We start from the raw sequence: 26,393 nt of genomic DNA, 5'->3' as shown, positions 1-26,393 counted from the left end.
ATCTTCAGCCCCTCACCCCTCCCGAGCCCCCGCCGCCAAAGCCGCCCGCGCCGGCACCCACGTCGCCACCGCCGCCAACACCGCGCCGCCCCCGAGCACCGCGGCCAGCATTCCCGGCGGCATCGACACCCCGGCTGTGCCGCGCGTCATGCCGCTCGTGTACGTCGTCAGCACCGCGACCGCCACCGCCAGCGCGAGCCCGGTCGCCACCAGCACCGCGACCGCCGTCTCCCAGCCCAGCATCCGCTGGATCTGGCGCCGGGTCGCCCCGGTCAGCCGCAGCGCCGCGAACTCCCGCCCCCGGTCGCTGATGCTCATCGCCAGCGTGTTGACCACCGCGATCGCTGTGAAGGCGACGATCAGAGCGAGCGTGACGTAGCCGAACTTGTTGCTCGCGTCCTCGTTCGAGGCCTGAGCCGCCACCCGGTCCTTGATCCCGAGCCCCGGCTCCGCCTTCAGCGCGGCGACCAGCGCGGCCCGCGGCACCCCGGGCGCCTTCACCAGCAGCTCATCGTCCAGCGGCACATCCACATGCGACGCCAGCAAATCGTGCGCCAGCACCAGATCCCCGAAGCCCAGCTGCCGTGAGTAGAGCGCGACGATCGTCACCTGGGTGGGCGTCCCGTCGGGCAGCGTCATCGAGACCTGAGACCCGAGGTGATACCCCTGCCCCGAGGCCGCCGCCGCGGTGGACGGCCCCGTGAACTGCGCGAGACTCCCGCTCGTGACGCCGAGGTCCAGCGTGTCGGCCAGGCCCGCCGGCGTCGCCCCGAGCACGTTCCGGTCGTTCAACCCGGTCCGCACCGTGGCGTGCAGGACCTGCGTCACCGTCGTCACGCCCGGCACGGCCTGCACCGACGCCGCCGCGTCCGCGGGCACCTTGCTCCCGACCACGTAGTCGGCGACGTTTCCCGCCGCCCGCTGCGCGGTGGCCGCATCGGCGACGCTGGTCTGCGAGAACAGGATCGCGCACGCCATCGCGGTCATCAGCGTCAGCGGCGTGATCACGGACGCCAGCCGCGGCGCGGCGGCCCGCAGGTTGTTGGCGGCCAGGTATCCGCCGACGCGCGACCACCGCAGCGGCACCCCGAGCACAGCTGCCGCCGCCCGCGCCACCCACGGCCCCAGCAAGGCCAGCGCGATGCACCACAGCAGCACGGCGTTCAGGCAGACCGGTTGCGAGGCGCCGTCGCTGTGCAGGATGGTCAACAACACCGTCAGCACGGTCGCGCCGGCCACGGCCAGCAGCCCGAACAGGACCCTGATGGCCGACATCCGCGGCGGCTCCAGCTCGGCCTCGCCCAACGCCTCCACCGGACGGATCCGCGTCGCCCGGCGTGCCGAGATCCGGGCGGCGGCCCACCCGGCGAACACCGTGGCCAGCAGCGAGGCCAGCACCGGGAACACCGACAGCACCACCGGGACGTTCGCCGGGATGATGCCCAGCGACACGAACTCGTTGTGCAGCCACGCCCCGAGCGGCAGCCCCGCGACCGCCCCCGCGACTCCCGCGACCAGCCCCACGGCCAGCGCCTCGCCGCCGATCATCTTGCGCACCTGCTTGCCGGTCGCGGCCACCGCGCGCAGCACCGCGATCTCCCGCTGCCGCTGCTGGATCGACAGCACGAAGGTGCCGACGACTACGAGCACTGCGACGATCACCGCCGTGCCGCCGAGCACCGCGCCCATGCTGATCAGCCGCACCGAGGCGTTGGCCGAGTCGGGGAACTCGGCGGATCCGCGCGCGTCACCGGTGTGGACGACCGGGGCCGGGACGATCCCGGTCGACGCCGACGAAAGCAGGGCCTTGACGTCCTTCTCCGTGGACCCAGTGTCCGCCGCCGGAAAGACGCCGATCGCGTCGACCTGGCCGGTGTGGCCGGCGAGGTGGCGTGCTTCGGCCGTGTCGAAGTAGATCGCGGCCTGGCTCGCAAAGCCCTGTGCCGTCACGCCGACGACGTGCACGGAGACCGTCCCGCTCGCGGTACGCAGCGGCGCGGTGGAGCCGACGCGCAGGTTCGTCTTCGCGGCCGTGGACGCGTCCAGCACCACCTCGTCCGATGCCGTGGGCGCACGCCCGGAGCCCAGCGTCAAGCCGGACAGGGACGCCGATTCCCAACCGTGGCCGAAGGAATCGCCGGTCGGACCGCCGGGAAGATGGGCCGCGAACAACACCTCGGTAGCGACCGACTTCACCGACGGCAGAGCCTTGATTTGATCGGCGAGGTCCGCGGACACCCACACGTGGTCGCTGACCGGCTTGGCCTTCTTCCTGACCCGGCCCTTGTCCTCGATCTCGACGGCGTGCACGTTCTGGTCGCCGGTGACGACGATCGGCGCGGCGGCGAAGCGCTCCGGCTTGACGGTGCCGACGATGCCGGTGACCAGCAGCGTTCCGCACCCGGTGACCAGCGCGGCGGCGGCAAATAGCGCGATCAGGGCGCCGACGAAGCCGCCCTTGCGATGGCGCAACGTGGCGATGGCGAAAGGAAGCATCATCAGGCCCACGCCCCCAGCCGGATCATGCGCTCGGCGACACCGGCCGCGGTCGGGGCGCTCATGGAGTCGGCGATGCGGCCGTCCGCGAGGAACAGGACGGTGTCGGCGTAGGCGGCGGCGACCGGGTCGTGCGTGACCATGACGATGGTCTGGCCCAGCGCGTCCACGGTCTCGCGCAGCAGCACCAACACCTCGCGCGCGGTCATGGTGTCCAAGGCGCCGGTCGGCTCGTCCGCGAAGATCACCTCCGGATCCGCGATCAGCGCCCGGGCGATCGCCACCCGCTGCTGCTGTCCGCCGGAAAGCTGACCGGGCCGGTGACTCGTGCGCTCGGTGAGACCGACGCGCTTGATGACCTCGGCGAGCCGCGCACCGTCCGCCCGCTTCCCGGCCAGGCGCAGCGGCAGCGTGATGTTCTGGGTCACGGTCAGCGACGAGACCAGGTTGAACGCCTGGAACACGAACCCGGCCCGCTCCCGCCGCAGCTCGGTCAGCTTGGTCTCGCTGAGCCCGGACAGATCGGTACCGCCGAGCTTCACAGTCCCGGCCGTCGGCCGATCCAGCCCCGCCGCGCAGTGCAGGAACGTGCTCTTGCCCGAGCCGGACGGCCCCATGACCGCGGTGAAGCCGCCCCTGGGCAGCCCCACCGACACCTCCCGCAGCGCCGCGACCGCCCCGCGCCCTTTGCCGTAGACCTTGCTGACGGCGTCCAATGTGATGGCCTCGTTCATACCCACCAGCCTGCCGACCTGCCGCGACGTTCCCCAGAGACAGCGTCACCAGGCACCCGTGACATCGTCACGGGTACTGTCGTGACGTGATCCGACTGCTCCTGGCCGAGGACCAACTCGTGGTCCGCGGCGCCCTGGCCGCCCTCCTGGAACTGGAGCCGGACATGGAGGTCGTGGCCCAAACCGCGACCGGCGACGAAGTCGTGCCGCAGGCCCTGGTCTTCGCCCCCGACGTGGCCCTGCTGGACATCGACATGCCCGGCACGATCGACGGCATGGAGGCGGCCGCGCGGCTGAAGCAGAAGGCGCCGACCTGCCGCACCCTGATGCTCACGGCCAACGGCCGCCCCGGCATGCTCCGCCGCGCACTGGAGGCGAATGTCGACGGCTTCCTCCTGAAGACGGCACCCCCCGAGGAACTGACGGCCGCGATCCGCACAATCGCCGCCGGCGGCCGGGTACTGGACCCGGCCCTCGCGGTCACGGCCTGGGACCTGGCCGACAACCCACTGACCCCGCGCGAACAGGACGTCCTGCGGGAGCTGGCGGGAGGCGCGGAACCACCGGAGATCGCCGCGACACTGCACCTGTCGACCGGAACGGTACGGAACGTGCTGACGGCGATCGTGGCGAAGCTGAACGCGCGGAACCGCACGGACGCGGTGCGGATCGCTCGGGATGCGGGGTGGGTTTAGGCCCCCGCACTCGCCACGGCATGACACGGCGCGAGAATTCCTCCGCGGCTCCTCGTTCTGAAGAACTCCCTACCGCGGCACGTCAGCGCGCAGCAGATACCAGCCGTCGTCCGGACCTGCCGCCAGTGTCCCGCCGCACTCAGCGAGCCGCAGTGTCAGGCCGCCGATTCCCGAACCACTCGACTTGCTGTACCCGGCACTCGGTCCGGCTGCCGAACCACCAGCCACCCCGTCGTTCTCCACCTCCAGCCGCACCGCGCCCTCAAGCACCGTGACCGCGATCCGCGCGTGCCGGGCCGCGCTGTGCCGCAGCACGTTCGTCACCGCCTCGCGCAGCACCACGCCGAGTACCGCTCCGGCGGCGGGCGGCACCGGCAGTTCGTCGCCCTCGACTTCGACCGCCACGTCGGCCGCCGCCAGGACCGCGGCTGCCGAGGCCAGTTCGTCCCCGAACGACAACTCGCCCGCGCCGCCTGTCAGGGCCCGAAGTTCCCGCTCACCTTGCTCAGCCAGGCGCTCCACGTCGCGGATCTCCGCGCGGCATCGATCCGGATCCGTGTCGCGCAGCCGCACGGCCAGCTCCGCTTTCAGCAGGATCGCGGTGAGCCCGTGCCCCAGCAGGTCGTGCAGATCCCGCGCCGCACGCAAGCGCTCCCCCACCACCGCCGCGCGCGCCAGGCCGTCGCCGGCCTGCTGCAACTCGCGGACCAGACGGGCCAGGCGCAGCATGCCGTAGACGACCAGGCACGTCACCAGCGCGTTCAGCATCGCCGAGACCGCGCTCGCCCCATCACCGGCCGCCACGAAACCGCCGACCCCGAGCGCCGCCGCGACCACCGGCACCCCCAGCGGCAACGGCAGCGCGATCAGCAGCGAGCCGGTGAGGAGCCCGAGTGCGGCGATCCAGTTCTGGCCGAAGGCGTGCATCGGTGCGAACGTCAGCGCCGCGAACAGCACCAGCGCCGCCTCGCTGTGCCGCTTCGCCTCCCACACCGAGTACACGACCTGTAGCGCGCACAGCACCGCCAGGACCAGCAGCGCCGGTGCGATCAGCGCGGCCGGGACATATAGCAGTGTCCGTACACAGAACGCCGCCAGCAGCACGCAATACAACGCAGTCGCCCGCCGCAGCTCCGGCGCGTCCACCGGCACGGCCGCGACCGGCGTGGCCGGTACCGAAGCCTCGACCGCGAAGCGCCCGTCCCCCTCCAGTCCGGCCGCGAGGCGCCCGCCGCTGGCGCGCACCCGCTGCGCCAGGCCGTCCAGCACGTCCGCCCCGAGCGCGGCGGTCCGCACGCCGTCGCTGACCACTCGGAGCCTCACGTGCCCGCCGGCCTCGCCGGTGACGATCTGGCAGTGCCGCGCGTCGCCGACCCGCACCACGGCCGTGACCGCCTCGCGCAGCACCGTGGCCAGCACGGTCCCGGCCGGGCCCAGCGGCTCGGTGTGGCCGGTGACGACGTCCGCCTCTATCCCGGCCGACTGAAGCAGGGCCCTGGCACTGGCCGACTCCGGCGCGAGCGACAGGCTGCGCAGGTCGGCGGCGGTCGCACGGGTCGCGGCCAGGGTCGCGCGCGCGTCGGTCAGCAGGACGATCAGAGCGTTCGGATCCGCTTTGGCCGCCAGTTCGCGGATGCGGGTCAGCCCGGAGGACAGGTCGGCGTCCAGACCCGAGGCGATGCGCAGGCGCTCGGTCGTCACGGCGGCGGCGGTCAGCGTCAGTCGAGTGCCGTGCACGCGGGCGGCCAGGGCGGCCAGCGTGGTCACCGCATAGAGCGCCATCCCGCCGAGCAGCACCATGATGCACATGTCGACGACGTCGCGCACGTTGTCCGTCCGCACCGCCTGCACCCAGGCCGCGGTCGCGAGCACCGGTGGCACCAGGACCCACAGCCCTTGCAGGAACACCGCACCGACCGGCACCGCCAGCAGCCCGATCGACGCGCCGCCCGGCACCACCGCCAGGAACCCGCACGCCAACTGCGCCATGGCCCGAGGCCAAGTCGCCGGCCGGAACTCCAACACCACAATGGCGACGCACGCGACGACGATCGTCACACCGGCCGCCGGATCGGCGGGAATCCGCCCCAGGGCCTTGGCGAAATGGACCGACACCAAGGCCGCGGCCACGGCGAACACCAGTCCCCGCGCCAGCCGCGGCATGTTGTCGTTCCCCGTGAACCCCACGGGGTCATGGTAGGGCGGCGACGCGCAGTAAGGGGCTCATGACTGATCTGCGCACAGACGCTGAAGTGACCACCTGACGAAATGCCGCGCCGAGCCGGAGGCCTTCGCGAGTAGGGTCGGACGGCTTGGGGAGGGATATTGCCCGCGACCATGGATGCCGGCGTGACCGCCGAAGACATCCGCAGGGACACCGTGTTCAGCCGCATCGGCGGCGCCTTACGCGGCCGCGACTTCCGGTGGTGGTTCGCCGGGCAGATCACGTCGGCGTCCGGGGTGATGGCGCAGGGGGTGGCGCTGTCGTGGTGGATGTTGCAGAAGACCGGCGACGCGGTGTGGCTCAGCGTCCTGACTTTCTGCACGATGGGCCCGACGCTGGTCGCCGGCGCGTGGGCCGGTGCGGTGGTGGACCGCGCGGATCGCCGACGGCTGCTGATCGCCACGCAGTCGGTGCTGATGGGGGTCGCCGCGGCGCTGACGGTACTGGCGGCGACCGGGACGCTCGCGGTGTGGAACGTGCTGGCCGCATCGCTCGTGTCCGGGTGCGTCATGGCGATCGACTCCCCGGCCCGGCAGGTGTATGTGGTGGACCTCGTCGGAGCGGACGGGGTGGCCAGCGCGGTCGGGTTGTGGGAAGTGGCCATTAACGCCTCGCGGGTCGTGGGGCCCGGTTTGGGCGGCGCGCTATTGGCCGGGCCCGGCGCCACCGCCTGCTTCGGAGTGAATGCGGGTTCTTATCTGGCGCCGCTGATCGTGCTGCTGCGGATGAAGGCACGCAGCGCGCCGAGGGTGTCTCGCGCAGAACGCAAGCCCGCGCGCGGTGCGGCACGTGACGGCGTGCGCTACGGATTCGGCTCGCCGGTGATGCGCGCGCTGCTGCTGATGTCTGCGGCGTCCGGCCTGATCTTCAGCATGGGCGTCTCATTACCGCCACTGGTCCAGCGGGCACTGCACCAGGGCGGCGGCGGATACGGCGCGATGATGGCGGCCTTCGGTATCGGCGGGCTGCCCGGGGCACTGCTGGCCGCCGCACAGCCGGAGCCGACCGGTCGGCGGGTGCGCTTGCTGGCGTTGGTCACGGCCGCCGCGGTGGTGGGGATCGCGATATCCCCGACCATGCCGATCGCGGTGGCGGCGATGGGGATCCTGGGCCTGACGTCGATCTGGTTCATCGCCTCGGCCAACACGCTGGTGCAGTTGCGGTGCGCGCCGGACATGCGCGGCCGGGTGATGAGCCTGTGGGGTGTGGCGATGACCGGGACGGCGCCGATCACGGGGTTCGGCGTCGCGGCGGTCATCCAGTATGTGGGGCCGCGCGAGGGGTTCTCGGTGGCGGGGATCGCGCTGGGCGCTGCTGCCGTGGTGGGCTGGCGAGCGCTGCGGGCCTGACAGTCGCCCTTGACAGTCGCCCCTGACAGTGAGGTGTTGGACCGCGGGTAGTGAATCAGCACACGCACAACTCCGGCCACGTACAACTCGGCACACACGCGACGGGACCAGCCGCCGGCCTGGGAACACGGCGGCTGGTGTCGGTTGGGGCCCGGAGCGGGCCGCGGCACCCGGCGCGAGTGGGGTGGGGTGGGTGATGAGCGCCGGCTGCCGCGGAGCCGCGGCCTGGATACCGTCAGATCAGGATTCGTACATCACGGCTCATCGTTCAGTGCTGCGCCCCCGGGCGGACCGGGTCGATCGGCCAGCCGGTCGGCCAGGTGGGAGCGCCGCTCGGCAGGCTGGTCGGCAGGTGGGACGGGAGTCCGCTCGGCAGTCCCGTGGGGAGCCCGGTCGGCAGATGCGTGGGCAGGCCGCTCGGGAGTCCAGTCGGCAGATGCGAAGGCGCGCCGGGGACGCTCGGCAGGTGCGTGGGCAAAGTAGTCGGCCAGGTGGTCGGCCAGGTAGTCGGCCAGGTAGTCGGCCAGCCGTCACCGGGGTGCGGGGTCGGGATCGGGAACGTCGGGACGTGGCCGTCGCGCGCGTCCTTCTCGGCCTGCGCCAGGCGATTGCAGAAGTCCTGCATCCGCGTCTGCGCCTGGCTCCGCTGTGCGTCCAGCCGCGACTGGATCTGGGCGACCTCGGCGGCCGGCACGTTCGCGGCCTTGGCCAGCTTCTGCAGCTCCGCAGCCGTCAGGTCGTGGCCCTGGTCGTCGCGGTCGCCGTCCTCAGCGGCCTTGCACAGCCGGAAGCTGTCGTCACCGAGCAGCCTGGCCCCGGCCGCGTCGAGCGCCGCCTGGTCGTCGCGCAGCGGCGCCGCCTTCGCGGGCGCTGAGCCGGTGGGGGTGGGGACGCCGGGCACCATGGTGTCGGCGTCCTTGTGGCTGCCGGCCAGGCCGGAACCGTTGAGCGGCGAGTCCTTCGGGGCCGGGAAACCGAGCGAGTGAGCCTTGGACTGCAAGGTGGACGGCAGCGAGTTGGTGGCGGCGGCGGTGGCCGCGCCGACCATCGACACGCCGCAGACGGCGACGGCTATCTTCACCGTCACCGCCTTGGCGAGAAGGGCTTTGCTGAACACGCGTCTCTCCTTGGAGGGTGTCGCGGAGGCGGAGTGATGCGCGCAGAACACGGCACGGGCCGCGTCCTCGCCAGAGAGCTCGGCGGTCAGGGCCGGACCGGCGGCCGCGTCGAGCAGCCGGCCCACAGCTGCCAGATCAGGCATGGTCTCGAACCCTGATTCCGTCGGCGGGGCTCCCGCGGCGGCACCCGACGCCGCGCCGGCGGCACCCTGGCCGCCCGCGTGGTCGAGCAGTTCCTCGGCGGCTCGGCGGCCCGGTCGCCGACGGCCGAGGGCCCGCTGGGAGTTCCCTGTCGTACGCATCGTGCCCGAAGGAGCGATCCGGCGCCTCATCGTGTTACACCCGCCCTCGAACCCGTCCGCGCTATTCCTTTGACCGGCGACTTCTCCGGTTCCGCGGCCTTGTCGAGCCGCTTCTTCAACGTCCGCAGGCCGCGCATCGCCGCGACCCGCACGGCCCCGGCGCGTTTGCCGACGACCGAGCCGGCCTGTTCGGCGCTGAGCCCGGCGACCGCGCGCAGCAGCACCGCCTCGGCCTGGTCCCGGGGCAGCTCGGCGATCGCGGCCAGGGCTCGGCGGGTGGCCATCGCGGTGAGCGCGTCCCGGGCGGTGTCGTCGGTGGACCGTTGCTCGGGCAGCACGGCGACCGGTTCGTCCAGCGTGCGCCGGTTACGACGGCCCTCGTCGATGGCGCGGTTGCGGGCGATGCGGAACAGCCACACCTGGAACGCTCTGGCGTCGCCGGTGAAGCCGCCGAGGTCGCGCGAGGCCTGTAACCAGGTCTCGGAGGCGACGTCCTCGCAGGCCGCGGGGATCAGGACTCGGAGATAGCGCAGCAGCGGCGGGTTCAGGGCGCGCCAGAGCACGGTGAAGGACGCCTCGTCGCCATGTACGGCGCCGTCGAGGGCGTCCGCTATGTCTTGCCCATCCAGCATTGGGGTCCTTGATACGGAGGTCTCGGACCCACCCCGCCGGGCAGCCTACCCGAGCTACCCGAGGATGGCTCTGAACCGGTCGGCCGCGAGGTCCAGCTGCTTCACGATGAGCGCCTTCACCTCGTCGGACAACGGGGTGTCGGGGCGCAGCGCGAACTCGCGGAGCTGCGGGACCAGCGGCGCGTACTTCGCCGAGGCCTTGCGGACCTTCGGGCCGGTGGTGTGGATGATGCCGACGCCGTTGTCGGTGAAGTCGGAGAGCTTGACCACCCGGGCCCACGGGTTCGCTTCCAGGCTCTCCACGACGTGTTCGCGGTACTGTTCCTGCTTGTCGCGCGCCGGGTCGTAGTGCGGGTTGGTGACGGCCGCGATCAGTTCCGCGACGCGCGGGGTGAAGGCCCGGCTCAGTACGACCAGCGCCGCTTCCCGTTCGCCGGCGGCGCGTTCGGCGTCGCTCGCCAGATCGGCGAGGTCGCCGGGGTGGTCCTCGACGGCGTCGTGCAGCAGCGCCGCCACGACCACCTCGGGGTCGCGCACCTGGTAGTGCCGGATGATGCGGATCGCGACGCGAAGCAGATGATTGACATACGGTTCGCGGACCCGCTTGTCGGCGGCGTGCAGCCGGGAGGCGACGCGTTCGGCGCGCTGCATCGCGGCGCGCTCGTCGTCGGGGAACGCCTCGCTCTCGACGTCGAACAGCACGCGCAGTCCGGCCTCGCCGTAGACCTCTGTCACGGCGTGGATGGGCATGACTTTCAACTGGCCCCGCTCGATCCCGTCCATGGCGGCGAATGTAGCGGGGTCAGGTGACGTGGATCCAGCCGAGGGGCCTTGGTCCCAACCGAGGGGGCCGGAAACGGCTGCGCGGAGCGGCTAGTCGTTCAGCTTGCTCTGCCAGTCGGCCGGGACGCGGCCCTTCGGCCCGGGCACCGGCTGGTCGGCCGGGTGGCTGTCCGGCGGCGCGAGGGCCGGGCCGGACTCGTAGAAGTTGTCGTTGCTGAAGTCGTAGAACCAGTCCTCGCCGGGCTCGAAGCTGGTGATCATGGTGTGCCCGGTGCTGGCGGCGTGCTTGCGGCCGTGCTGCTCCGGCGAGTTGTCGCAGCAGCCGATGTGGCCGCACTGCGTGCAGCGGCGGAGGTGGACCCACCAACCGCCGTTCTCGTCGCACTCCACACAACCGGTGCCGCTCGGCGGGACGCTGGTTTCGACTCCAGGGATCGACATGTCCCCGACGCTACCCGGAGTGCGGCGTGCGCGCTTGTCATGCTGCTCACGAAGGCAGCAGCCGCACCGGGATCCGGGTCTCGGCGATCACCCCGCCGACCGCCTCGATGCGCAGCGCGCCGCCGGTCGCCGAGGAGCTGACGGCCTCGACGAAGTCGGTGCCGTGGAAGTGCAGTCCGACGAGGTCGTCGACGCCGTAGCCGGCCGGGAGCGCGCCGGAGAGCAGGGCGTCACGATAGACCGGACGACGCGAATCCTGGCCGTCGTAGTGCGGGCACAGGCTGCCTTCGAGCAAGCCCAGGCCGTCGGCGAGGACCTGGTACGGCAGGCCGAAGGAGTCGGTGGTGCCGCCGTGGAACCAGCACAGCGCACCGGCGCTGCCACCGGTGAGGACCGCGCCGTCCTCCCACGCCTCGCGCAGGATCGTGTCCAGGCCCTGGCGCCGCCAGACGTCGAGCATGTTCGCGGTGTTGCCGCCGCCGACGGTGATCAGGTCCATCGACCGGACGAAGGCTCGCAGATCGCTGACGGTGCGGTTGAACAGCCGGAGGTGGAACGGCTCGCAGCGGTCGGCGATGTAGGTCTCGTAGAAGGAGACGATGTAGGCCGGGTCGTCGCCGGTGGCCGTCGGGAGGAACAGGACGCGGGGGCGTTCCTTGCCGGTGAGGCGGAGGACGAACTCGTGGTGGGGGTCGGTGCGGCGCTCCATGAGAGCCCGTCCGGCACCGGTCGCGACGATGTGGCCTGCCATGATCGGCAGCCTAACGGGATGCTTCGGGGAGCGCCGAAACGAACCGGCCGTACGGTCGGGGCATGGTGACTACGGACATGACGACCACGGACCTGGTGACTTCGGACATGACGACCACGGACCTGGTGATGGTGACCACGGACCTGGTGACTCCATGGTGACTCTCACTTCGCGCGCCGACATCGAGGCGGCGCTGGCCGATCCGCGGCTGGTTCCGTTGCCGGTGGAATCCGGGCCCGAGGGGACGATGGCGTGGCTGCGGGCCACGGTCGCGCGGTTCGCGCACGGCGAGGTGCACGCGCGCCGCCGGGCGTTCGTGGAGGCGGAGCTGGCGCGGATCGACGTGGACGGGCTGCGCCGTCTGGCCGTCGGCATGCCCGGTGACGATCGCACGCGGGTCTTGCGCGCACTCGCGGGGGCGATGGGGCTGGACGTGTTGGATGATGCGGCGGTCGAGGCGTTGTGCACGGTTGCGGACAACTACTTCGGTGGGGAGGATCCGGCGGCGGACAACGCCGTGCGACTGCTGCTGCCGCTGATGCGGACCGACGATCCGGAGCAGGTCGCCGACCCGGAGCAGGCCGACGATCCCGAGCAGACCGACTATCCCGAGCAGGCGGCGAACCGGATCGGGATCCTCATCCAGGCATGTGACGCGACCGCCGCGTTGATCGCCACCGCACGGGACGGTTCGGGCGACGTCCACACGACCCTGCGCACCGCGCCGCCGGTACAGGTCATGCGCCGGATCGCGGTCGCCGACCTAGTCGTCGGGCTGGAGGTCGGAACGATCGAAATTCCCGAGGGTGCGTCAGTGATTCTGGAAGTGGGGCCGGTCGGGCTGACGTTCGGTCACGGCCCGCGCGTCTGTCCCGGCCGGGCTCTCGCCGTCGCGCTGGCCGAGGGTGCCGTGGAACCCCCGCGTCTGCCGGCGTAAGGGGTGCCTACCCGCTCGGCGCAGTCTCACCGTGCGGTCCGCCCATAGTGGGTGTTGTCTGGATTCATGTCCATGAGCTCCTTCGGCGGCTTCTTCGACCGCTCCGACGATCCCTTCAACGACCTGCTCAATCGGTTCTTCGGGATGTCGCCGGAGTTCTCGCCGCCGCGGGTCCAGCGCGTGCCGATCGGTCAGCTGCTGACCGAGTCGGCCCGGGAGCTGATCTCCACGGCCTCGCACCGCGCGGCCCAGGACGGCAGCTCCGACCTCGACACCGAGCACCTGCTGTGGGCGGCCACGCAGGTGGAGCCGACGCGCGGAATCCTGGCCGCGGCGAACGTCGACCCGGACCGGCTGGCGAAGACGATCGAGAAGTCGCTGCCGGCGTCCGGTTCCACGCCGTCGGCCGAGCCCGGGCTCACGCCCGCGGCCAAGCGCGTGTTGATGGAGGCGCATTCGCTGTCGCAGGCGTCCGGGGCGACGTACGTCGGGCCGCAGCACATCCTGGCGGCGCTGACCGAGGACCAGGACTCCGGTGCCGGGCACGTCCTGAGCAACACCCAGGTGGACGCCAAGGACCTGGGCAAGCGGATCACGAAGGCGTCGCGGGCCGAGGGCATGCCGGCCGGGCCGGAGCAGCCGACGGACACGCCGACGCTGGACGAGTACGGCCGGGACATGACCGAGGACGCCAAGGCCGGGAAGCTGGATCCGGTGGTCGGGCGGGCGGACGAGATCGAGCAGACGGTCGAGGTGCTGTCGCGGCGGACCAAGAACAATCCGGTGCTGATCGGCGATCCGGGCGTGGGCAAGACGGCGATCGTGGAGGGGCTGGCGCAGCGGATCGTCTCCGGGGACGTGCCGAAGACGTTGGAGGGCAAGCGCGTCGTGCTGCTGGACCTGGCCGGACTGGTCGCCGGGTCCAAGTACCGGGGCGAGTTCGAGGAACGGTTGAAGAACGTCATCGACGAGGTCGGGAAGGCGTCGGACTCGACGATCCTGTTCATCGACGAGCTGCACACGGTCGTCGGCGCGGGTTCGGGCGGCGACAGCTCGATGGACGCGGGCAACATCATGAAGCCGGCGCTGTCGCGGGGCGAGTTGAACGTCATCGGGGCCACGACGATCGACGAGTACCGCAAGAACATCGAGAAGGACGCGGCGTTGGAGCGGCGTTTCCAGCCGGTGCTGATCGCCGAGCCGACGGTCGAGGAGACGGTGCAGATCCTGGAGGGACTGCGCGACCGCTACGAGGCGCACCACGGCGTGAAGTTCACCGACGAGGCACTGGCCGCCGCCGCGCAGATGTCGGACCGCTACATCTCCGACCGCTTCCTGCCGGACAAGGCGATCGACCTGATCGACCAGGCCGGGGCCCGGATCCGGCTGCGCAACCTCGGAAAGTCGACCGAGGCGATCGAGCGCGAGGACAAGCTGGCGAAGCTGACGCGGGAGCGGGACGAGGCGGTCTCGGCGGAGAACTACGACCGCGCGAAGGATCTGAAGAACCGGATCGACGAGCTCAACGACGAGGTCGCGACGATCGAGGAGCGGCGCGAGGGCGCGCTGAAGGTGACGGAGAACGACATCGCGGAGGTCGTGTCGCGGCGCACCGGGATCCCGGTCGCGCAGCTCAACGAGGACGAGCGGACCCGGCTGCTGAAGCTGGAGGACGCGCTGCACGACCGCGTGGTCGGGCAGGACGAGGCGGTCACGGCGATCGCCGAGGCGGTACGGCGCTCCCGGGCCGGAATGGGCGACCCGAACCGGCCGACCGGCTCGTTCCTGTTCCTCGGACCGACCGGCGTCGGCAAGACGGAGCTGGCCAAGGCACTCGCGGAGCTGCTGTTCGGCGACGAGGACCGGCTGATCCGCTTCGACATGAGCGAGTTCCAGGAGAAGCACACGGTCTCCCGCCTACTCGGCTCCCCGCCCGGATACGTCGGCTACGAGGAGGCGGGACAGCTCACGGAGAAGGTACGGCGCAAGCCCTACTCGGTGATCCTCTTCGACGAAGTCGAGAAGGCGCACCCGGACATCTTCAACACCCTGCTCCAGGTCCTCGACGACGGCCGGCTCACCGACGCCCAGGGCCGCACCGTCGACTTCCGCCACACAGTGGTCATCATGACCTCCAACATCGGCAGCCAACTGATCCTGGCCCACTCCGGCGACACCGACGAGATCCGCGACCAGCTGATGGACCAGGTCCGCAGCTTCTTCCCCCCGGAGTTCATCAACCGCCTCGACGAAACAGTGATCTTCCACAGCCTCGGCAAGGGCGAGATGGGCAACATAGTGGACCTGATGCTCGACGGCTCACGCCGCCGCCTGAAGGCGCAGCAACTCGGCCTGGAGGTGACGGAGAACGCGAAGCGGTGGCTGGTGGACCGCGGGTACAAGCCCGAGTTCGGCGCCCGGCCGCTGCGCCGGACGATCCAGTCGGAGCTGGACAACAAGGTCGCTTCGCTGCTGCTGGCCGGGGACACGAGTCCTGGCGACACGATCGTGGCGGATGAGACGGACGATCATTTGGTGTGCAGTGTGCGGCACGAGGCTGAGCCGGCGGGGGCTGGGGCGGGGGCTGCGGCTAAGTAGGGCAGGCTGCCAAGCAACGCGAAGATCACGCAAGCCGCACCAGCCGCGTCGGCCCCACCAGCGGCGTCAGTCGCACCAGCCACACCAGCTGCTTCACCCACACCTGCTGCTCCAGCCGCGTCAGCAGTACCAGCGCCATACCAGCCGCGTCAGGCCACGCCCGGCGTGATCAGCCCCGTCTCGTAGGCGACCACCACCGCCTGCGCCCGGTCCCGCAGGTTCAGCTTCGCGAGGATCCGCGCCACGTGGGTCTTGACTGTCGCCTCCGACAGGTGGAAGCGCGCGGCCAGCTCGGCGTTGGACAGGCCGCGGCCCAGGAGGCCGAGGACTTCGCGTTCGCGTGGCGTGAGTGTCGCAAGGTCCTTATGGAGTGCTTCGGTGCGGGGGTTCACCGTGGGGACTGCGAAGCGCTCGACCAGGCGGCGGGTGATGGCCGGGGCCAGCATTGCGTCGCCGGCGCGGACCATGCGGACTGCGGCGACGAGGTGTTCTGGGCTTACGTCCTTCAGGAGGAAGCCGCTGGCGCCGGCTGTGATGGCCGCGTAGACGTACTGGTCCAGGTCGAAGGTTGTCAGGATGATGATGCGGGGTGGTTCGTGGGCGGTGGGGGTGTCGGCGAGGAGCAGGCGGGTGGCTTCCAGACCGTCCATGCCGGGCATGCGGATGTCCATCAGGACTACGTCGGGGTGGGTTTCGCGGGATACGCGCAGGGCTTCGTCGCCGTTGGCCGCTTCGCCGACCACGTCGATGCCTTCGGACATCAGGATCATGCGGAAGCCGGTGCGGACCAGGACCTGGTCGTCGGCGATCACCACGCGGAGGTTCGCGCCGCTCTCGCCGGCGTCGACCCGGCCGCCGCTGACGCCGCCGCCCCCATCGCTTACCCCGCCGCCGTTGACGCCTCCATAGCTAACACCGCCATGACGAACGCTGCCGCTCATGCTCCGGTCCCCTCTCGCAGCGGGATCACGGCGCTCACCATGTACCCCCCGGTCAGTCGTGGCCCCGCGCTCAGGGTGCCACCGTAGACCGCCAGCCGTTGGCGCAGGCCGACCAGGCCCCGGCCGTTGCCGGTGGCGGCTGCGGATGAGGGTGTGCCGCCGGTGTCGACGACGTCCACCTTCAGTCGTTGTGGCGTGTAGTCCAGTGTCACGCGGATCAGCGCGCCGACCGCGTGCTTCACCGCGTTCGTCAGGCCCTCCTGGACCACCCGGTACGCCGCCAGGTCCGGGCCCGACGGGAGCGGGATGACGTCGCCCTCGATCGCCAGGTCGACGCGGACGCCGCCGTTGCGGATCCGTTCCACCAGCGCGGGGATCTGTTCCAGGCCGGGCTGTGGGGCGAGGTCCGCGGTGCCGGCCGGGTCGCCGCCCTGCGAGGTCATCGTCAGCAGGCCCATGACGTGGCGCAGTTCGGCCATCGCGGCGCGGCCGCTGTCCTCGACCGCCAGCAGCGCCTCGCGCGCCAGGTCCGGGGACTTGTCCAGGACCTTGCGGGCGGCGCCGGCCTGGACCACCATCACGCTCACGTTGTGCGAGACCACGTCGTGCAGTTCGGCCGCGATCCGTGCGCGCTCCTGCTCGACGGCGCGCAGCATCGAGGACTCGCGTCCCTCTTCGAGGTCGTGGACGCGCTGTTTCCAGTTCCCGATGGCGTTGGCGCCCAGAACGATCGGGATGAGGAACAGGAACGGGACGAAGCCGCGGGTGACGTTGGGGATCTGGCTGCCGCGGGTGGCGGCGAGCAGGATGGCGCCGAGGCCGAGGCTGTAGACCATGGCCGCGCGGTAGGGGCTGTAGATGGCGGCGCTGTAGGCGGCGATCAGGACGGCCATGAAGGTGAAGATCGCGGTGTCGTTGCTGTCCGCCACGTTGGCGTGCAGGAGCAGGACCGCTGTCTCGCAGGTCCAGAACGCCGCCAGGGGGTAGCGGCGGCGCAGGCTCAGGGGCAGGGCCGTCATGATCACCAGAATGGTGTCGCGGGGGCCGACCTGGATCAGGTGGTCGACCGAGTAGAAGGGCCCGTGCTGCGCCGGGAGGGTCACCGCGTGGTGGTAGCCGCTGTTCAGGATGCTGAAGATCATCGCCAGGGCCAGCGCTATGTCGGCGGCCCAGGCCCAGCGGGTGGGCGCCGGTGCCGCGCCCGTACGGCGGCGCAGTGCCGCCCACGCGCCGGGGACCAAGCGCCGGTCCTCGTCGTCCCTGTTCACCGGCTCAGTGTCGCAAGAACCCGGGCCGGTCCACATCATCCGCTCCGTCTACAGGCCTACGCCTGTGGGATACATCCCCGGGATGACGAGGCCGGGGCATCAGCTCAGGGGTGTACCGGGTTTCATGACTCCGGCCGACGCGGGCGATCACGGTCCGTCCATAGGTTCGTGGCCATGACGAATCCGTCGAGGAATCCGCCGAGTCCATCGAATCCGCCGAATCCGCCGAATCCGCTGATGATCGATCTGCGCGAGGCGACCAAGAAGTACGACGACGGCCCGCCCGCGCTGGCCGGCGTCACCCTGTCCGTGGCGGCCGGGGAGTGCCTGGCGGTGCTCGGGCACTCCGGCAGCGGCAAGTCCACGCTGCTGAACCTGATCGCCGGGCTGGACCGGCCCAGCAGCGGCACCGTGACGGTCAACGGGACCCGGGTGGACCGGCTCGGCGAGGCGGGTTCGGCCAAGTACCGGCGGGCCTCGATCGGGATGATCTTCCAGTTCTTCAACCTGCTCGACGATCTGACCGTGCTGGACAACGTGCTGGTCCCGGCGCAGCTGGCCGGGATGGGCAAGGCCGAGGCCAAGCGCCGCTCCGCCGAACTGCTCGGCTCGCTGGGCATCGACCGGCACGCCAAGGCCTACCCGCAGCGGCTGTCCGGCGGGCAGCGGCAGCGGGTCGCGGTGGCCCGGGCCCTGATGAACCGGCCGGCGCTGCTGCTGGCCGACGAGCCGACCGGCGCGCTGGACTCGCACTCGGCCGAGGACGTGCGCCGGCTGCTGCTGGACCTGAACGCCGAGGGTCAGACCATCCTGCTGGTCACCCACGACGTCGCGTTGGCGGCCAGCACCGCGCACCGGACGATCGAGCTGGTGGACGGCGCGGTGGCCCGGGACGTGGTCAACGATGCGGCGCGGGGGGACGCATCGCTGACCACTCCCGCGAACGCCGCCGTCACCGGCCCGGCGGGAGCGGTCCGATGACGCTCCACAAGCCCCTCCCCCGGCGCCTGTTCGAAGCCGGCTTCCGGGCCGTGGCCCGCCTCCTGCTGGCGGTGACCCGATGAGCGCCCTGGGCAAGGTGGTGCGCTCCGGCGTCGGCCGGCGCCGCGTCCAGTCCTTCGTGATGGCCCTGACCACGCTGGCCGCCGTCACCTCCTCGGTCCTGTCCCTCGGGCTGCTGACCGTGGTCCAGTCCCCCTTCGACCACGCCTTCGCCAAGCGCGACGCCGCGCACCTGGCCGTGCAGTTCGACGGCGCGAAGGCGACCGCCGCGCAGGCCGCCGCGACCGCGCACGCCGCCGGGGTCACCGAGGCCGCCGGCCCCTACCCGATCACCACCGCGCTGGACTCGGTCATCGGCCCGGACTGCACCGAGAGCATCGGCCCCGGCATGACCTTCGCGAACACCGCCGCGCCGCCGGTCACCGTGACCACCCGGCCGAACCTGACGGCCGGCACCGGGCTGGACCAGATCGTGCTGGACCAGGGCGCGTGGCCGACCGGCCCGAACCAGATCGTCCTGAACAACTGGCCCAGCGACTGCCTGGGCAAGTCCGTCGTGTTCAGCGCGCTGCCCGGCAAGCCCTCGTTCAAGGTCGTCGGCTTCGCCAACTCGCTGACCGACACCGCGACCGGCTGGACCACCGCCGACGGCTTCGCCCGGCTGACCGGGGCCGGGGCCAAGACCGATGCGCAGATGCTGTACCGGTTCGCCGCCGCCGGGACCGACGCGCGGATCGCCGCCGACCGGCAGGCGGTCGCCGCCGCCGCGCCGGCCGGCTCGGTCGAGGGCGCGCAGTCCTACCTGACGGCGCGGACGCAGGCCACCGGCAACGCCAAGTCCTTCGTGCCGTTCCTGATCGTGTTCGGCGTCCTCGGGTTGTTCCTGTCGGTGCTGATCATCGCGATCGTGGTCAGCGGCGCGGTGGTGTCGGGAATCCGGCGCATCGGGATCCTGAAGTCGCTGGGCTTCACGCCGGGGCAGGTGGCCCGCGCTTATGCCGCCCAGGCATTGATCCCGGCGACGATCGGCGTGGTGGGCGGGACCGTGTTCGGCAACCTGCTGGCCGTGCCGGTGCTGAAGGGCACCAGCAACGACTTGGGCGCGGGCGGCGCCACGATCCCGGTGTGGGTCAGCCTGCTCGTTCCGTTGGGGACGTTGGCGATCGTCGCGCTGACCGCGATGATCCCGGCGCTGCGAGCCGGCCGGCTGCCGGCCGTGCAGACGCTGGTGGTGGGCCGCGCGCCCCGGGCCGAACGCGGCCGGGCCGCGCAGCGGCTGGCCGCCCGGCTGCCGCTGCCCCGCTCGATATCGCTGGGATTGGCCCAGCCGTTCGCCCGGCCTGCCCGGACCGCGCTGGTCGGCGCCGCGGTGCTGTTCGGCGCGGTGAGTGTGACGTTCGCGATGGGGCTGGAGACCGGGTTCAGCAAGTTCCAGGACCAGCGCGGCGCCGGCTTCAACGCCGCCTCGCTGATCGTGGTGCCCACCAGCGAGGACCCGGAGCAGGGCGGTCCGCCCGGAGGCATGTACGGCCCCAACGACCCGCGCACTCCGCATCTGGACGCCGCGAAGGTGTCCGCCGCCCTGGCCTCGGTCCCGGGCACGAAGGCCGCGTTCGGCTGGGGCGACAGCGGTGCGTCCGTGGTCGGCGCGCCGACCGGTGACATGACGACCGTGGACACGGTCTCCGGCGACTTCTCGTGGACCGGGATGGAGCTGATCTCCGGCCGCTGGTACTCCGGGCCCGGCGAGGCGGTGATCAGTGACCGGCTGGCCACGGCGATGGGGACGCACGTCGGCGACGCGGTCACGGTGGTGCAGGAGGGCGAGCCGCTGACGCTGAAGATCGTGGGTGTCGCCTTCGACACCCACGACAGCGGCCGGTCCGTCCTGGTCGACAGCGCCACGTTCGCCGCCGCCGGGCTGACGCCGCGGATCGACCAGTTCAACGTCGAGCTGGCCTCCGGGGTGAGCGGCCCGGACTGGGCCGCCTCGGCCGCCGTGGCCCTGTCGCCGCTGCACGCCGACGTGGACAGCAACCAGTCCGGGAACGCCTCAAACGTGGTCGTGGTGATGAGCGCGCTGGTGGCCACGCTGTCGCTGATGCTGTTGGCGGTGGCGGCGCTCGGGGTGCTGAACACTGTGGTCCAGGACACCCGCGAACGGATCCACGACCTGGGGATCTTCAAGGCGCTCGGGATGACGCCGCGCCAGACGGTGGCGATGGTGCTGACGTCGGTGGCGCTGACCGGGCTGATCGCCGGGCTGATCGGGGTGCCGATCGGCACCGCGCTGGAGAAGGCGACGCTGACGCCGATGGGGAACGCGGTCGGCATGCACCTGCCGCCGAGCGTGACCGACACCTACAGCCTGGGACTGGTCCTCCCGCTGCTGGCCGGCGGGGTCGTCATCGCCCTGCTCGGCGCGCTGCTGCCGGCCGGCTGGGCGGCGCGGTCGCGGACCGCCACCGCGCTGCGGACGGAATGAGGCCGGGAACCGTCGAGCAGGGGAACGCGAGTAGCACACGGCGACAAGGCTGCTCTCGGGCATCGTGAAAGGAATGCCGGCCCGCTGAGGTTGATACCCTCGGAAGGGTCGGCATTCCGGCGTTTGATTCTGAATTTGCCAGTCCACAATGGCGTGAGAGGCAAAGCATGGCGGTCAGTGTCTTCGACCTGTTCTCGATCGGCATCGGCCCGTCGAGCTCGCACACCGTGGGGCCGATGCGAGCGGCCCGGATGTTCGCCAAGCGCCTGGACAACGAGGATGTGCTGCCGAAGGTGGCGCGGGTCCGGGCTGAGCTGTTCGGCTCCCTCGGCGCGACCGGCCACGGCCACGGCACCCCGAAGGCGGTGCTGCTCGGGCTGGAGGGCCAGGTCCCGGCGACCGTCGACGTGCGCGGCGCGGAGATCGATCTGGTGCGGATCCGGGAGACCGGACGGCTGCGGCTGCTGGGGACCGAGCGCGGCACCGGCTCCGAGGTCGCCTTCGCCGAGGACCGCGATCTGGTGCTGCACCGGCGCAAGTCGCTGCCCTACCACTCCAACGGGATGCGGCTGTTCGCCTACGACGAGCACGGCGAACCGTTGATGGCCAAGACGTACTACTCGGTCGGCGGCGGGTTCGTGGTCGACGAGGACGCCGTCGGCGCCGACCGCGTGGTCCTGGACGACACCGTGCTGAAGTACCCGTTCCGCACCGGCGCCGAACTGCTGGACCTGGCCACGCAGACCGGCCTCAGTGTCAGTGGCCTGATGCTGGAGAACGAGCTCGCCTGGCGCACCGACGCCGAGGTGCGCACCGGCCTGCTGGAGATCTGGCGGGTGATGCGCGAATGCGTCGCCAACGGCATCGCCACCGAGGGCATCCTGCCCGGCGGCCTGAAGGTGCGGCGCCGGGCCCCGGGCTTCGCGCGCACGCTGCGGGCCGAGGGCAACAAGGAGATGCACGCCAACGAGTGGGCCACGCTGTGGGCGATGGCGGTGAACGAGGAGAACGCGGCCGGCGGCCGGGTCGTCACCGCCCCCACCAACGGCGCCGCCGGCATCATCCCGGCGGTGCTGCACTACTACACCGCCTTCGTGCCGGACGCCGACGAGGACGGCGTGGTCCGGTTCCTGCTCGCGGCCGGCGCCGTGGGCATGCTGTTCAAGGAGAACGCCTCCATCTCCGGCGCCGAGGTCGGCTGCCAGGGCGAGGTCGGCTCGGCCTGCTCGATGGCCGCCGCCGGCCTGGCCGAAGTCCTCGGCGGCACCCCGGAACAGGTGGAGAACGCCGCCGAGATCGGCATGGAGCACAACCTGGGCCTGACCTGCGACCCGATCGGCGGCCTGGTACAGATCCCGTGCATCGAGCGCAACGGCATGGCCGCGGTGAAGGCCGTCACCGCCGCGCGGATGGCACTGCGCGGCGACGGCCGGCACCACGTGTCGCTGGACAAGGTCATCAAGACGATGAAGGACACCGGCCGCGACATGTCGGTGAAGTACAAGGAGACCGCGCGCGGCGGGCTCGCGGTGAACGTCATCGAGTGCTGAGACGCATCATCGAGGGCTGATGACCGTCAGCGGGTGCTGACGGTCTTCGTGGCACCTTCCAGGTCGGCCGGGCCCTGGGTGGACAGGATCGCGGCCACCAGGTAGGCCTGGGCCTGGTTCGTTGTCTCGAACTCGAGCCCGGACGGCCCGTCGGCGAGTGGCTTCCGGGGGACGAAAGAAGACTCCATAGCGCCGTCGATCAGCACCGCGGACATGCGGTCCGCGAACTGAGTTGTGAAGCCGGTGAAGTCGTTCGCGCCCGCCGTGTCGAACCTCAGGCTGACTTGCCAGCGGGTGCCCCAGGTACCGCCCATGTCAAGGCGCGACACCTGGGCGTCGGCGACGTGGTAGCCGACGCCCACCGGATCGGCGATCCAGGCCGCCGGTTTCCCGTCCAGATCACAGGACCGCCATGGCGCGCCGGTCCGCACAGTCGACACCGTGCACGTCCGGGACAGCGGCACCTCGCCAAAATGGTCGAGCACTGGACGGAACTGAAGGATGCCGGGCTCGCCGAGCGTCTTCAACCGGTCCAGGTCGGCCGCGTGCCCGGTCACCTCCAGCCGCCAGGGGCTGTGCCGCACCGTGACCGTGACGTCCTTCAGACCTTCGATCGACGCCCTGGTGTGCACCCAAGACTCCACGGAAGCGTCCGTGACCTGCGACCCCACGGATCCGGTCTTGGTCTGGAAGGTCACAGACACCCGGTCAGCGCTCCGGTGCTGGCCGCCTCCTGTCGCCAGCACCGTCGCGCCGCCGATCCCGCCGACCCCGATCGCCGCGGCCACCAGGGCGAACAGCGGACGCCGCCAGAACGGCCGCCTCGTCACCGCCGCCTCGGCGATGCGCTGGGCGTCGAAGACCGGCGGCCGGTGCCGGTCGGCCTCGACCGCCAGGGCCCGCGACAGGGTGTCTTCGAGCTCTGTCATGACGTCGCCTCCTGTTCCCGCACTGCCATCGCCGCGCGCAACTTGGCGAGCGCCCGCGCCGTCTGGGACTTCACCGTGCCGACCGAGATGCCCAGCACCTCGGCGATCTGCGCCTCGGTCAGGTCGTCGTAGTAGCGGAGCACCAGGACGGCGCGCATCCGCGGCGGCAGCTCTCGCAGTGCTCTGATGACCTCGTCGTGCCGGTCCACATCCGGGTACCTGTCGTGGGCGGCTCCGTCGTGCTCCAACAACGACAACGGCAGTGGCCCGCGGCTCCGGCGCCGGCCGTGGTCCACGGCCAGGTTGGCCAGGATCCGCCGCACGTACGCCTCCGGGGCGTCCATCACCGCCACCCGGTCCCAGTGCCGGTAGGCGCGCTCCAGCGCGGCCTGCACCAGGTCCTCGGCCTCGTGCCGGTCGCCGACGATCAGCACCGCGGTGCGGAACAGCGCGGCCGACCGGGCCGCGACGAACTCGACGAAGCCCGGGTCCACCGAGGGCGGGGGTCTGCGTTTCATGGGGAGTTGAACCTCGTGGCGGCCGGAAAGGTTGCATCATCGCTGAAACCCGCTCCCCGGGTCATCCCCGGCCATCCCCCTTCGGTAGCGGCTGACCCCCGACCGCGCTTGGCACCCGACCGTGCTTGACAGCGGAGGCTACCCGCTTGCATGGTTAGTTACATGAGTAATGAACCGAGGGACCGGTGATGGACGAGGGCCGCCCGCTCTTCCAGCAGATCGCCGAGCAGATCGAGTCCTCGATCCTGGACGGCACGCTGGCCGCGGACACGCAGGTGCCCTCGACCAATGAGCTCGCCGCGTTCCACCGGATCAACCCGGCGACCGCGGCCAAGGGCGTCAGCCAGCTGGTGACCGACGGGATCCTCTACAAGAAGCGAGGCATCGGGATGTTCGTGGCGAGCGACGCGCGGCGGCGCGTGCTGGACCGGCGGCGGGACGCCTTCGCCCGCGACTTCGTGGAGCCGCTGCTGGCCGAGGCCCGCCGGCTCGGGCTGAGCCCGGCGGACGTACAGGACCTGATCGAGAAGTGGGGAGCGGGACGATGAGCGCCGTGGTGGTCGAGGACCTGACGATGCGCTACCGCGGCCACACCGCGCTGAACGGCCTCAGCCTGGCCCTGGAGCCGGACACCGTCCACGGGATGCTGGGCCGCAACGGGGCCGGCAAGACCACGCTGATGCGCATCCTGACCGGGCAGGAGTTTGAGACCTCCGGCCGGGTCGAGGTGTTCGGGCAGCCGCCGCGGGAGAACCCGGCGGTGCTGAACCGGGTGTGCTTCATCCGCGAGGCGCAGCGGTACCCCTCCAACTACAAGGTGCGCGAGGCGTTCGCCGCCGCCGCGATCGCCTGCCGGAACTGGGACCAGGCCTACGCCGACCGGCTGGTGAAGGACTTCGAGCTGCCGCGGGACCGGCAGATCAAGAAGCTCTCGCGCGGTCAGCTCTCGGCGGTGGGCATCATCATCGGGCTCGCCGCCCGGGCTCCGCTGACCTTGTTCGATGAGCCGTATCTGGGCCTGGACGCGGTCGCGCGGCAGATCTTCTACGACCGGCTGCTCGAGGACTTCGCCGAGCGCCCGCGCACCATCGTGCTGTCCACACACCTCATCGACGAGGTCGCCGACCTGGTCGAGCACGTGGTGCTGATCGACCACGGCAAGGTGCTGATGGACCAGGACGCCGACCAGCTGCGCGGGCGCGCGGTGTCCGTCAGCGGTCCGGCCGAGGCCGTCGCCGCCTATGCCGACGGCGTGCCGGTACTGCACCGCTCCGAACTCGGCGGCCGGCTGCGCGTGGCGCTGGCCGAGCGGCCGGGACGACCGGCCCGGGACGTCAGCGTCGATTCGCTGACGCTGCAGGAGCTGATCGTCCTCACGACCAACCAGGGGGACCGGAAATGACCGAGACCATCAAGGCACTGCGCATCCAACTGCTGAAGCCGGGTGTGACGGTCGCCGTCCCGTGGTACAGCATCGGCATCGCGATCCTGATCGTGACGGGCTTGTTCGCGGTGGTGGGCGACACCACCGCGCCGTACAGCGGCCGGACCACCGGGGCGCTGTGCGCGTTCTACGCCTCCAGCATCGGCGTGCAGCCGTGGCTGATGAACCAGCTGTTCCCGTTCTCGATGGCACTGTCCGTCACCCGGCGGGCGTTCATCCGGGCCACCGCGCTGCTGATCCTCGGCGAGGCCGTGCTCGCCGGGCTCGGACTGGCCCTGCTGAACAAGATCGAGATCGCCACCCACGGCTGGTTCGTCCACACCCGGGTGCTCAACCTGCCGCACATCCACCAGGACGACTTCTTCGCCCAGGCGCTGGTATACGGCGTGCCGACGATGGCCCTGACCACGGCCACGGCCTTCGTCGGCGCGGTGTTCCGGGTCTTCGGGCAGTTCGGGCTGTGGGCGCTGGGCGTCGGCATCGCGTTCGTGTCCGCCGTGGTCGTGGCGATCCTGATGCTGACCCACAGCATGGGGCACGTCGGGCACTTCTTCGCCTCCCAGCCGATGCTGGCCGACTTCGCCCTGTACCCGCTGGCGCTGGTGGCGCTGTTCGGGACCGGGTGGCTGGTGCTGATGTCGCGGGCCCGGGTGTAGGGGGCCGGAGGTGTCGAGCGGATCGTGGAGCCATGTCTGCCTGCTGTCGGGGCAGGCCGCGGGATGCCTCTACGAAGCGATGTGGCTGCTGCGCCGCGAAGTGGCGGAACGGCCCGCGAACCAGCCTCGGAGGGGACTCAGAGCTCTGGCCGGAGGGGATCAGAGCTCGTCGGCGGCGAGGTCGAACTCGGTGCTGTGCCCCTCGAAGGCCGCCAGGCCGGGTCCGCCGCCCCGGTAGACGACGCGGTACCGGCCTGGCGGCGTGCCGGGCGGGACGCGCCACTCGATGCGGACCGTGGAGACCGTGGTGTGATCGCGGGACGGGAGCCGGGTCCAGTGCAGGCGGGTCGACCAGTCGCCGTCGTCGGCGATCCGGTGCCAGTACAGGCCTTCGCGGCGCTGGACCTCGTAGTAGGTGCCGCCGCGCCGGGGGTCGTGGGCCGGATGGACGGCGGCGAACTCGACGACCAGGGCTTGGTTGTTCCAGAAGAACGAGGTCTGCCGGCCCAGGTCGGTGTGCGGGGGCGGGGCGTCGGGGGC

General features: G+C 71.2%; 23 protein-coding genes. 10 read left to right on the top strand and 13 right to left on the bottom strand.

The window, feature by feature from the left end; all coding sequences use genetic code 11:
- Nucleotides 1–12: 12 nt before the first annotated feature.
- Together KGQ19_RS33495 and KGQ19_RS33490 are read right to left on the bottom strand one after the other, a co-directional pair.
- Nucleotides 13–2,499 carry an ABC transporter permease gene (locus KGQ19_RS33495; protein WP_212016760.1) on the bottom strand — a complete coding sequence of 829 codons (2,487 nt, stop codon included), beginning with the start codon at nt 2,497–2,499 and terminating at the stop codon, nt 13–15.
- Nucleotides 2,499–3,230: an ABC transporter ATP-binding protein gene (locus KGQ19_RS33490; protein ID WP_194894930.1), complete on the bottom strand. Its 732-nt coding sequence runs from the start codon at nt 3,228–3,230 to the stop codon at nt 2,499–2,501. The genes KGQ19_RS33495 and KGQ19_RS33490 overlap by 1 nt, the downstream gene beginning before the upstream one ends.
- Nucleotides 3,231–3,316: 86 nt before the next feature.
- On the opposite strand from KGQ19_RS33490, the gene KGQ19_RS33485 reads away from it, so the two are divergent.
- A complete protein-coding gene (locus KGQ19_RS33485; protein ID WP_212016758.1) occupies nt 3,317–3,925 on the top strand; it encodes a response regulator transcription factor in 609 nt (202 codons plus the stop codon).
- A gap of 69 nt (nt 3,926–3,994) precedes the next feature.
- Here the strand turns inward: KGQ19_RS33485 and KGQ19_RS52195 are convergent, their stop codons facing one another.
- A complete protein-coding gene (locus KGQ19_RS52195; protein ID WP_212016756.1) occupies nt 3,995–6,112 on the bottom strand; it encodes a sensor histidine kinase in 2,118 nt (705 codons plus the stop codon).
- A 162-nt stretch (nt 6,113–6,274) separates the two neighbouring features.
- On the opposite strand from KGQ19_RS52195, the gene KGQ19_RS33475 reads away from it, so the two are divergent.
- Nucleotides 6,275–7,498, top strand: coding sequence for an MFS transporter (locus KGQ19_RS33475; RefSeq protein ID WP_307856587.1), 1,224 nt, complete (start codon nt 6,275–6,277; stop codon nt 7,496–7,498).
- 268 nt (nt 7,499–7,766) lie between these two features.
- On the opposite strand, the gene KGQ19_RS33470 is transcribed toward KGQ19_RS33475, so the two are convergent.
- From KGQ19_RS33470 to KGQ19_RS33450, 5 genes are all read right to left on the bottom strand, one after another.
- On the bottom strand, nt 7,767–8,918 hold the full coding sequence (locus tag KGQ19_RS33470) for a hypothetical protein (protein WP_212016752.1): 1,152 nt from the start codon (nt 8,916–8,918) through the stop codon (nt 7,767–7,769).
- A 26-nt stretch (nt 8,919–8,944) separates the two neighbouring features.
- Entirely contained in the window at nt 8,945–9,550 is a 606-nt protein-coding gene (locus KGQ19_RS33465) for an RNA polymerase sigma factor (protein WP_212016750.1), read from the bottom strand.
- Between the two features lie 54 nt (nt 9,551–9,604).
- Nucleotides 9,605–10,333 (bottom strand): HD domain-containing protein, encoded by a 729-nt coding sequence (locus KGQ19_RS33460; protein WP_212016748.1) that lies wholly within the window; start codon nt 10,331–10,333, stop codon nt 9,605–9,607.
- A 90-nt stretch (nt 10,334–10,423) separates the two neighbouring features.
- Nucleotides 10,424–10,774, bottom strand: a complete 351-nt coding sequence (locus KGQ19_RS33455) for a UBP-type zinc finger domain-containing protein (RefSeq protein ID WP_212016746.1) — start codon at nt 10,772–10,774, stop codon at nt 10,424–10,426.
- A 46-nt stretch (nt 10,775–10,820) separates the two neighbouring features.
- Nucleotides 10,821–11,525 carry a Type 1 glutamine amidotransferase-like domain-containing protein gene (locus KGQ19_RS33450; RefSeq protein WP_212016744.1) on the bottom strand — a complete coding sequence of 235 codons (705 nt, stop codon included), beginning with the start codon at nt 11,523–11,525 and terminating at the stop codon, nt 10,821–10,823.
- A 154-nt stretch (nt 11,526–11,679) separates the two neighbouring features.
- Between KGQ19_RS33450 and KGQ19_RS33445 the strand changes: the two genes are divergently transcribed.
- Nucleotides 11,680–12,462, top strand: coding sequence for a hypothetical protein (locus KGQ19_RS33445; RefSeq protein WP_212016742.1), 783 nt, complete (start codon nt 11,680–11,682; stop codon nt 12,460–12,462).
- Between the two features lie 66 nt (nt 12,463–12,528).
- Nucleotides 12,529–15,060: an ATP-dependent Clp protease ATP-binding subunit gene (locus KGQ19_RS33440; RefSeq protein WP_230419848.1), complete on the top strand. Its 2,532-nt coding sequence runs from the start codon at nt 12,529–12,531 to the stop codon at nt 15,058–15,060.
- 149 nt (nt 15,061–15,209) lie between these two features.
- Here KGQ19_RS33440 and KGQ19_RS33435 read toward each other — a convergent pair whose 3' ends face one another.
- A complete protein-coding gene (locus KGQ19_RS33435) occupies nt 15,210–16,001 on the bottom strand; it encodes a response regulator (RefSeq protein ID WP_268908063.1) in 792 nt (263 codons plus the stop codon).
- Nucleotides 15,998–17,269, bottom strand: coding sequence for a sensor histidine kinase (locus KGQ19_RS52190; RefSeq protein WP_212016740.1), 1,272 nt, complete (start codon nt 17,267–17,269; stop codon nt 15,998–16,000). The genes KGQ19_RS33435 and KGQ19_RS52190 overlap by 4 nt, the downstream gene beginning before the upstream one ends.
- Before the next feature lie 237 nt (nt 17,270–17,506).
- Here KGQ19_RS52190 and KGQ19_RS33425 point away from each other — a divergent pair, with 237 nt between their 5' ends.
- The 3 genes from KGQ19_RS33425 to KGQ19_RS33415 all read left to right on the top strand — a co-directional run bounded on the left by KGQ19_RS33425 (nt 17,507) and on the right by KGQ19_RS33415 (nt 22,306).
- Nucleotides 17,507–18,250 (top strand): ABC transporter ATP-binding protein, encoded by a 744-nt coding sequence (locus KGQ19_RS33425; protein ID WP_368862198.1) that lies wholly within the window; start codon nt 17,507–17,509, stop codon nt 18,248–18,250.
- Between the two features lie 79 nt (nt 18,251–18,329).
- A complete protein-coding gene (locus tag KGQ19_RS33420) occupies nt 18,330–20,756 on the top strand; it encodes an ABC transporter permease (RefSeq protein WP_212016738.1) in 2,427 nt (808 codons plus the stop codon).
- Between the two features lie 167 nt (nt 20,757–20,923).
- Complete coding sequence (locus KGQ19_RS33415; RefSeq protein ID WP_212016736.1) at nt 20,924–22,306, top strand: L-serine ammonia-lyase; 1,383 nt, start codon at nt 20,924–20,926, stop codon at nt 22,304–22,306.
- 26 nt (nt 22,307–22,332) lie between these two features.
- On the opposite strand, the gene KGQ19_RS33410 is transcribed toward KGQ19_RS33415, so the two are convergent.
- Both KGQ19_RS33410 and KGQ19_RS33405 read right to left on the bottom strand, forming a co-directional pair.
- Nucleotides 22,333–23,235, bottom strand: a complete 903-nt coding sequence (locus tag KGQ19_RS33410; RefSeq protein ID WP_212016734.1) for a preprotein translocase subunit SecD family protein — start codon at nt 23,233–23,235, stop codon at nt 22,333–22,335.
- Complete coding sequence (locus KGQ19_RS33405) at nt 23,232–23,753, bottom strand: SigE family RNA polymerase sigma factor (RefSeq protein WP_212016732.1); 522 nt, start codon at nt 23,751–23,753, stop codon at nt 23,232–23,234. The genes KGQ19_RS33410 and KGQ19_RS33405 overlap by 4 nt, the downstream gene beginning before the upstream one ends.
- Before the next feature lie 188 nt (nt 23,754–23,941).
- Here KGQ19_RS33405 and KGQ19_RS33400 point away from each other — a divergent pair, with 188 nt between their 5' ends.
- From KGQ19_RS33400 to KGQ19_RS33390, 3 genes are read left to right on the top strand one after another with little or no spacing between them, the layout of a single operon-like run.
- On the top strand, nt 23,942–24,301 hold the full coding sequence (locus KGQ19_RS33400) for a GntR family transcriptional regulator (RefSeq protein ID WP_212016730.1): 360 nt from the start codon (nt 23,942–23,944) through the stop codon (nt 24,299–24,301).
- Complete coding sequence (locus KGQ19_RS33395; protein WP_212016728.1) at nt 24,298–25,155, top strand: ABC transporter ATP-binding protein; 858 nt, start codon at nt 24,298–24,300, stop codon at nt 25,153–25,155. Before KGQ19_RS33400 ends, KGQ19_RS33395 begins: the two co-directional genes overlap by 4 nt.
- On the top strand, nt 25,152–25,853 hold the full coding sequence (locus tag KGQ19_RS33390; RefSeq protein WP_212016726.1) for a hypothetical protein: 702 nt from the start codon (nt 25,152–25,154) through the stop codon (nt 25,851–25,853). The genes KGQ19_RS33395 and KGQ19_RS33390 overlap by 4 nt, the downstream gene beginning before the upstream one ends.
- A 159-nt stretch (nt 25,854–26,012) precedes the next feature.
- Here the strand turns inward: KGQ19_RS33390 and KGQ19_RS33385 are convergent.
- Nucleotides 26,013–26,393, bottom strand: a 381-nt coding sequence (locus KGQ19_RS33385; protein WP_212016724.1) for a neutral/alkaline non-lysosomal ceramidase C-terminal domain-containing protein, incomplete at its 5' end; no start/stop codon positions are given.

Source organism: Catenulispora pinistramenti (assembly GCF_018274385.1).
Classification (GTDB): domain Bacteria; phylum Actinomycetota; class Actinomycetes; order Streptomycetales; family Catenulisporaceae; genus Catenulispora; species Catenulispora pinistramenti.
The sequence above is the reverse complement of the archived record's forward strand: the minus strand, read 5'-3'. Positions and strand labels throughout refer to the sequence as shown.

Coding starts and splice junctions, on each gene's coding strand:
- KGQ19_RS33445 (WP_212016742.1), top strand. CDS start 11,680: ATGGTGACTCTCACTTCGCGCGCCGACATCGAGGCGGCGCTGGCCGAT.
- KGQ19_RS33495 (WP_212016760.1), bottom strand. CDS start 2,499: ATGATGCTTCCTTTCGCCATCGCCACGTTGCGCCATCGCAAGGGCGGC.
- KGQ19_RS33425 (WP_368862198.1), top strand. CDS start 17,507: ATGATCGATCTGCGCGAGGCGACCAAGAAGTACGACGACGGCCCGCCC.
- KGQ19_RS33470 (WP_212016752.1), bottom strand. CDS start 8,918: ATGCGTACGACAGGGAACTCCCAGCGGGCCCTCGGCCGTCGGCGACCG.
- KGQ19_RS33435 (WP_268908063.1), bottom strand. CDS start 16,001: ATGAGCGGCAGCGTTCGTCATGGCGGTGTTAGCTATGGAGGCGTCAAC.
- KGQ19_RS33415 (WP_212016736.1), top strand. CDS start 20,924: ATGGCGGTCAGTGTCTTCGACCTGTTCTCGATCGGCATCGGCCCGTCG.
- KGQ19_RS33465 (WP_212016750.1), bottom strand. CDS start 9,550: ATGCTGGATGGGCAAGACATAGCGGACGCCCTCGACGGCGCCGTACAT.
- KGQ19_RS33400 (WP_212016730.1), top strand. CDS start 23,942: ATGGACGAGGGCCGCCCGCTCTTCCAGCAGATCGCCGAGCAGATCGAG.
- KGQ19_RS33450 (WP_212016744.1), bottom strand. CDS start 11,525: ATGGCAGGCCACATCGTCGCGACCGGTGCCGGACGGGCTCTCATGGAG.
- KGQ19_RS33405 (WP_212016732.1), bottom strand. CDS start 23,753: ATGAAACGCAGACCCCCGCCCTCGGTGGACCCGGGCTTCGTCGAGTTC.
- KGQ19_RS33460 (WP_212016748.1), bottom strand. CDS start 10,333: ATGGACGGGATCGAGCGGGGCCAGTTGAAAGTCATGCCCATCCACGCC.
- KGQ19_RS33455 (WP_212016746.1), bottom strand. CDS start 10,774: ATGTCGATCCCTGGAGTCGAAACCAGCGTCCCGCCGAGCGGCACCGGT.
- KGQ19_RS33395 (WP_212016728.1), top strand. CDS start 24,298: ATGAGCGCCGTGGTGGTCGAGGACCTGACGATGCGCTACCGCGGCCAC.
- KGQ19_RS33490 (WP_194894930.1), bottom strand. CDS start 3,230: ATGAACGAGGCCATCACATTGGACGCCGTCAGCAAGGTCTACGGCAAA.
- KGQ19_RS33390 (WP_212016726.1), top strand. CDS start 25,152: ATGACCGAGACCATCAAGGCACTGCGCATCCAACTGCTGAAGCCGGGT.
- KGQ19_RS33440 (WP_230419848.1), top strand. CDS start 12,529: ATGTCCATGAGCTCCTTCGGCGGCTTCTTCGACCGCTCCGACGATCCC.
- KGQ19_RS33420 (WP_212016738.1), top strand. CDS start 18,330: ATGAGCGCCCTGGGCAAGGTGGTGCGCTCCGGCGTCGGCCGGCGCCGC.
- KGQ19_RS33410 (WP_212016734.1), bottom strand. CDS start 23,235: ATGACAGAGCTCGAAGACACCCTGTCGCGGGCCCTGGCGGTCGAGGCC.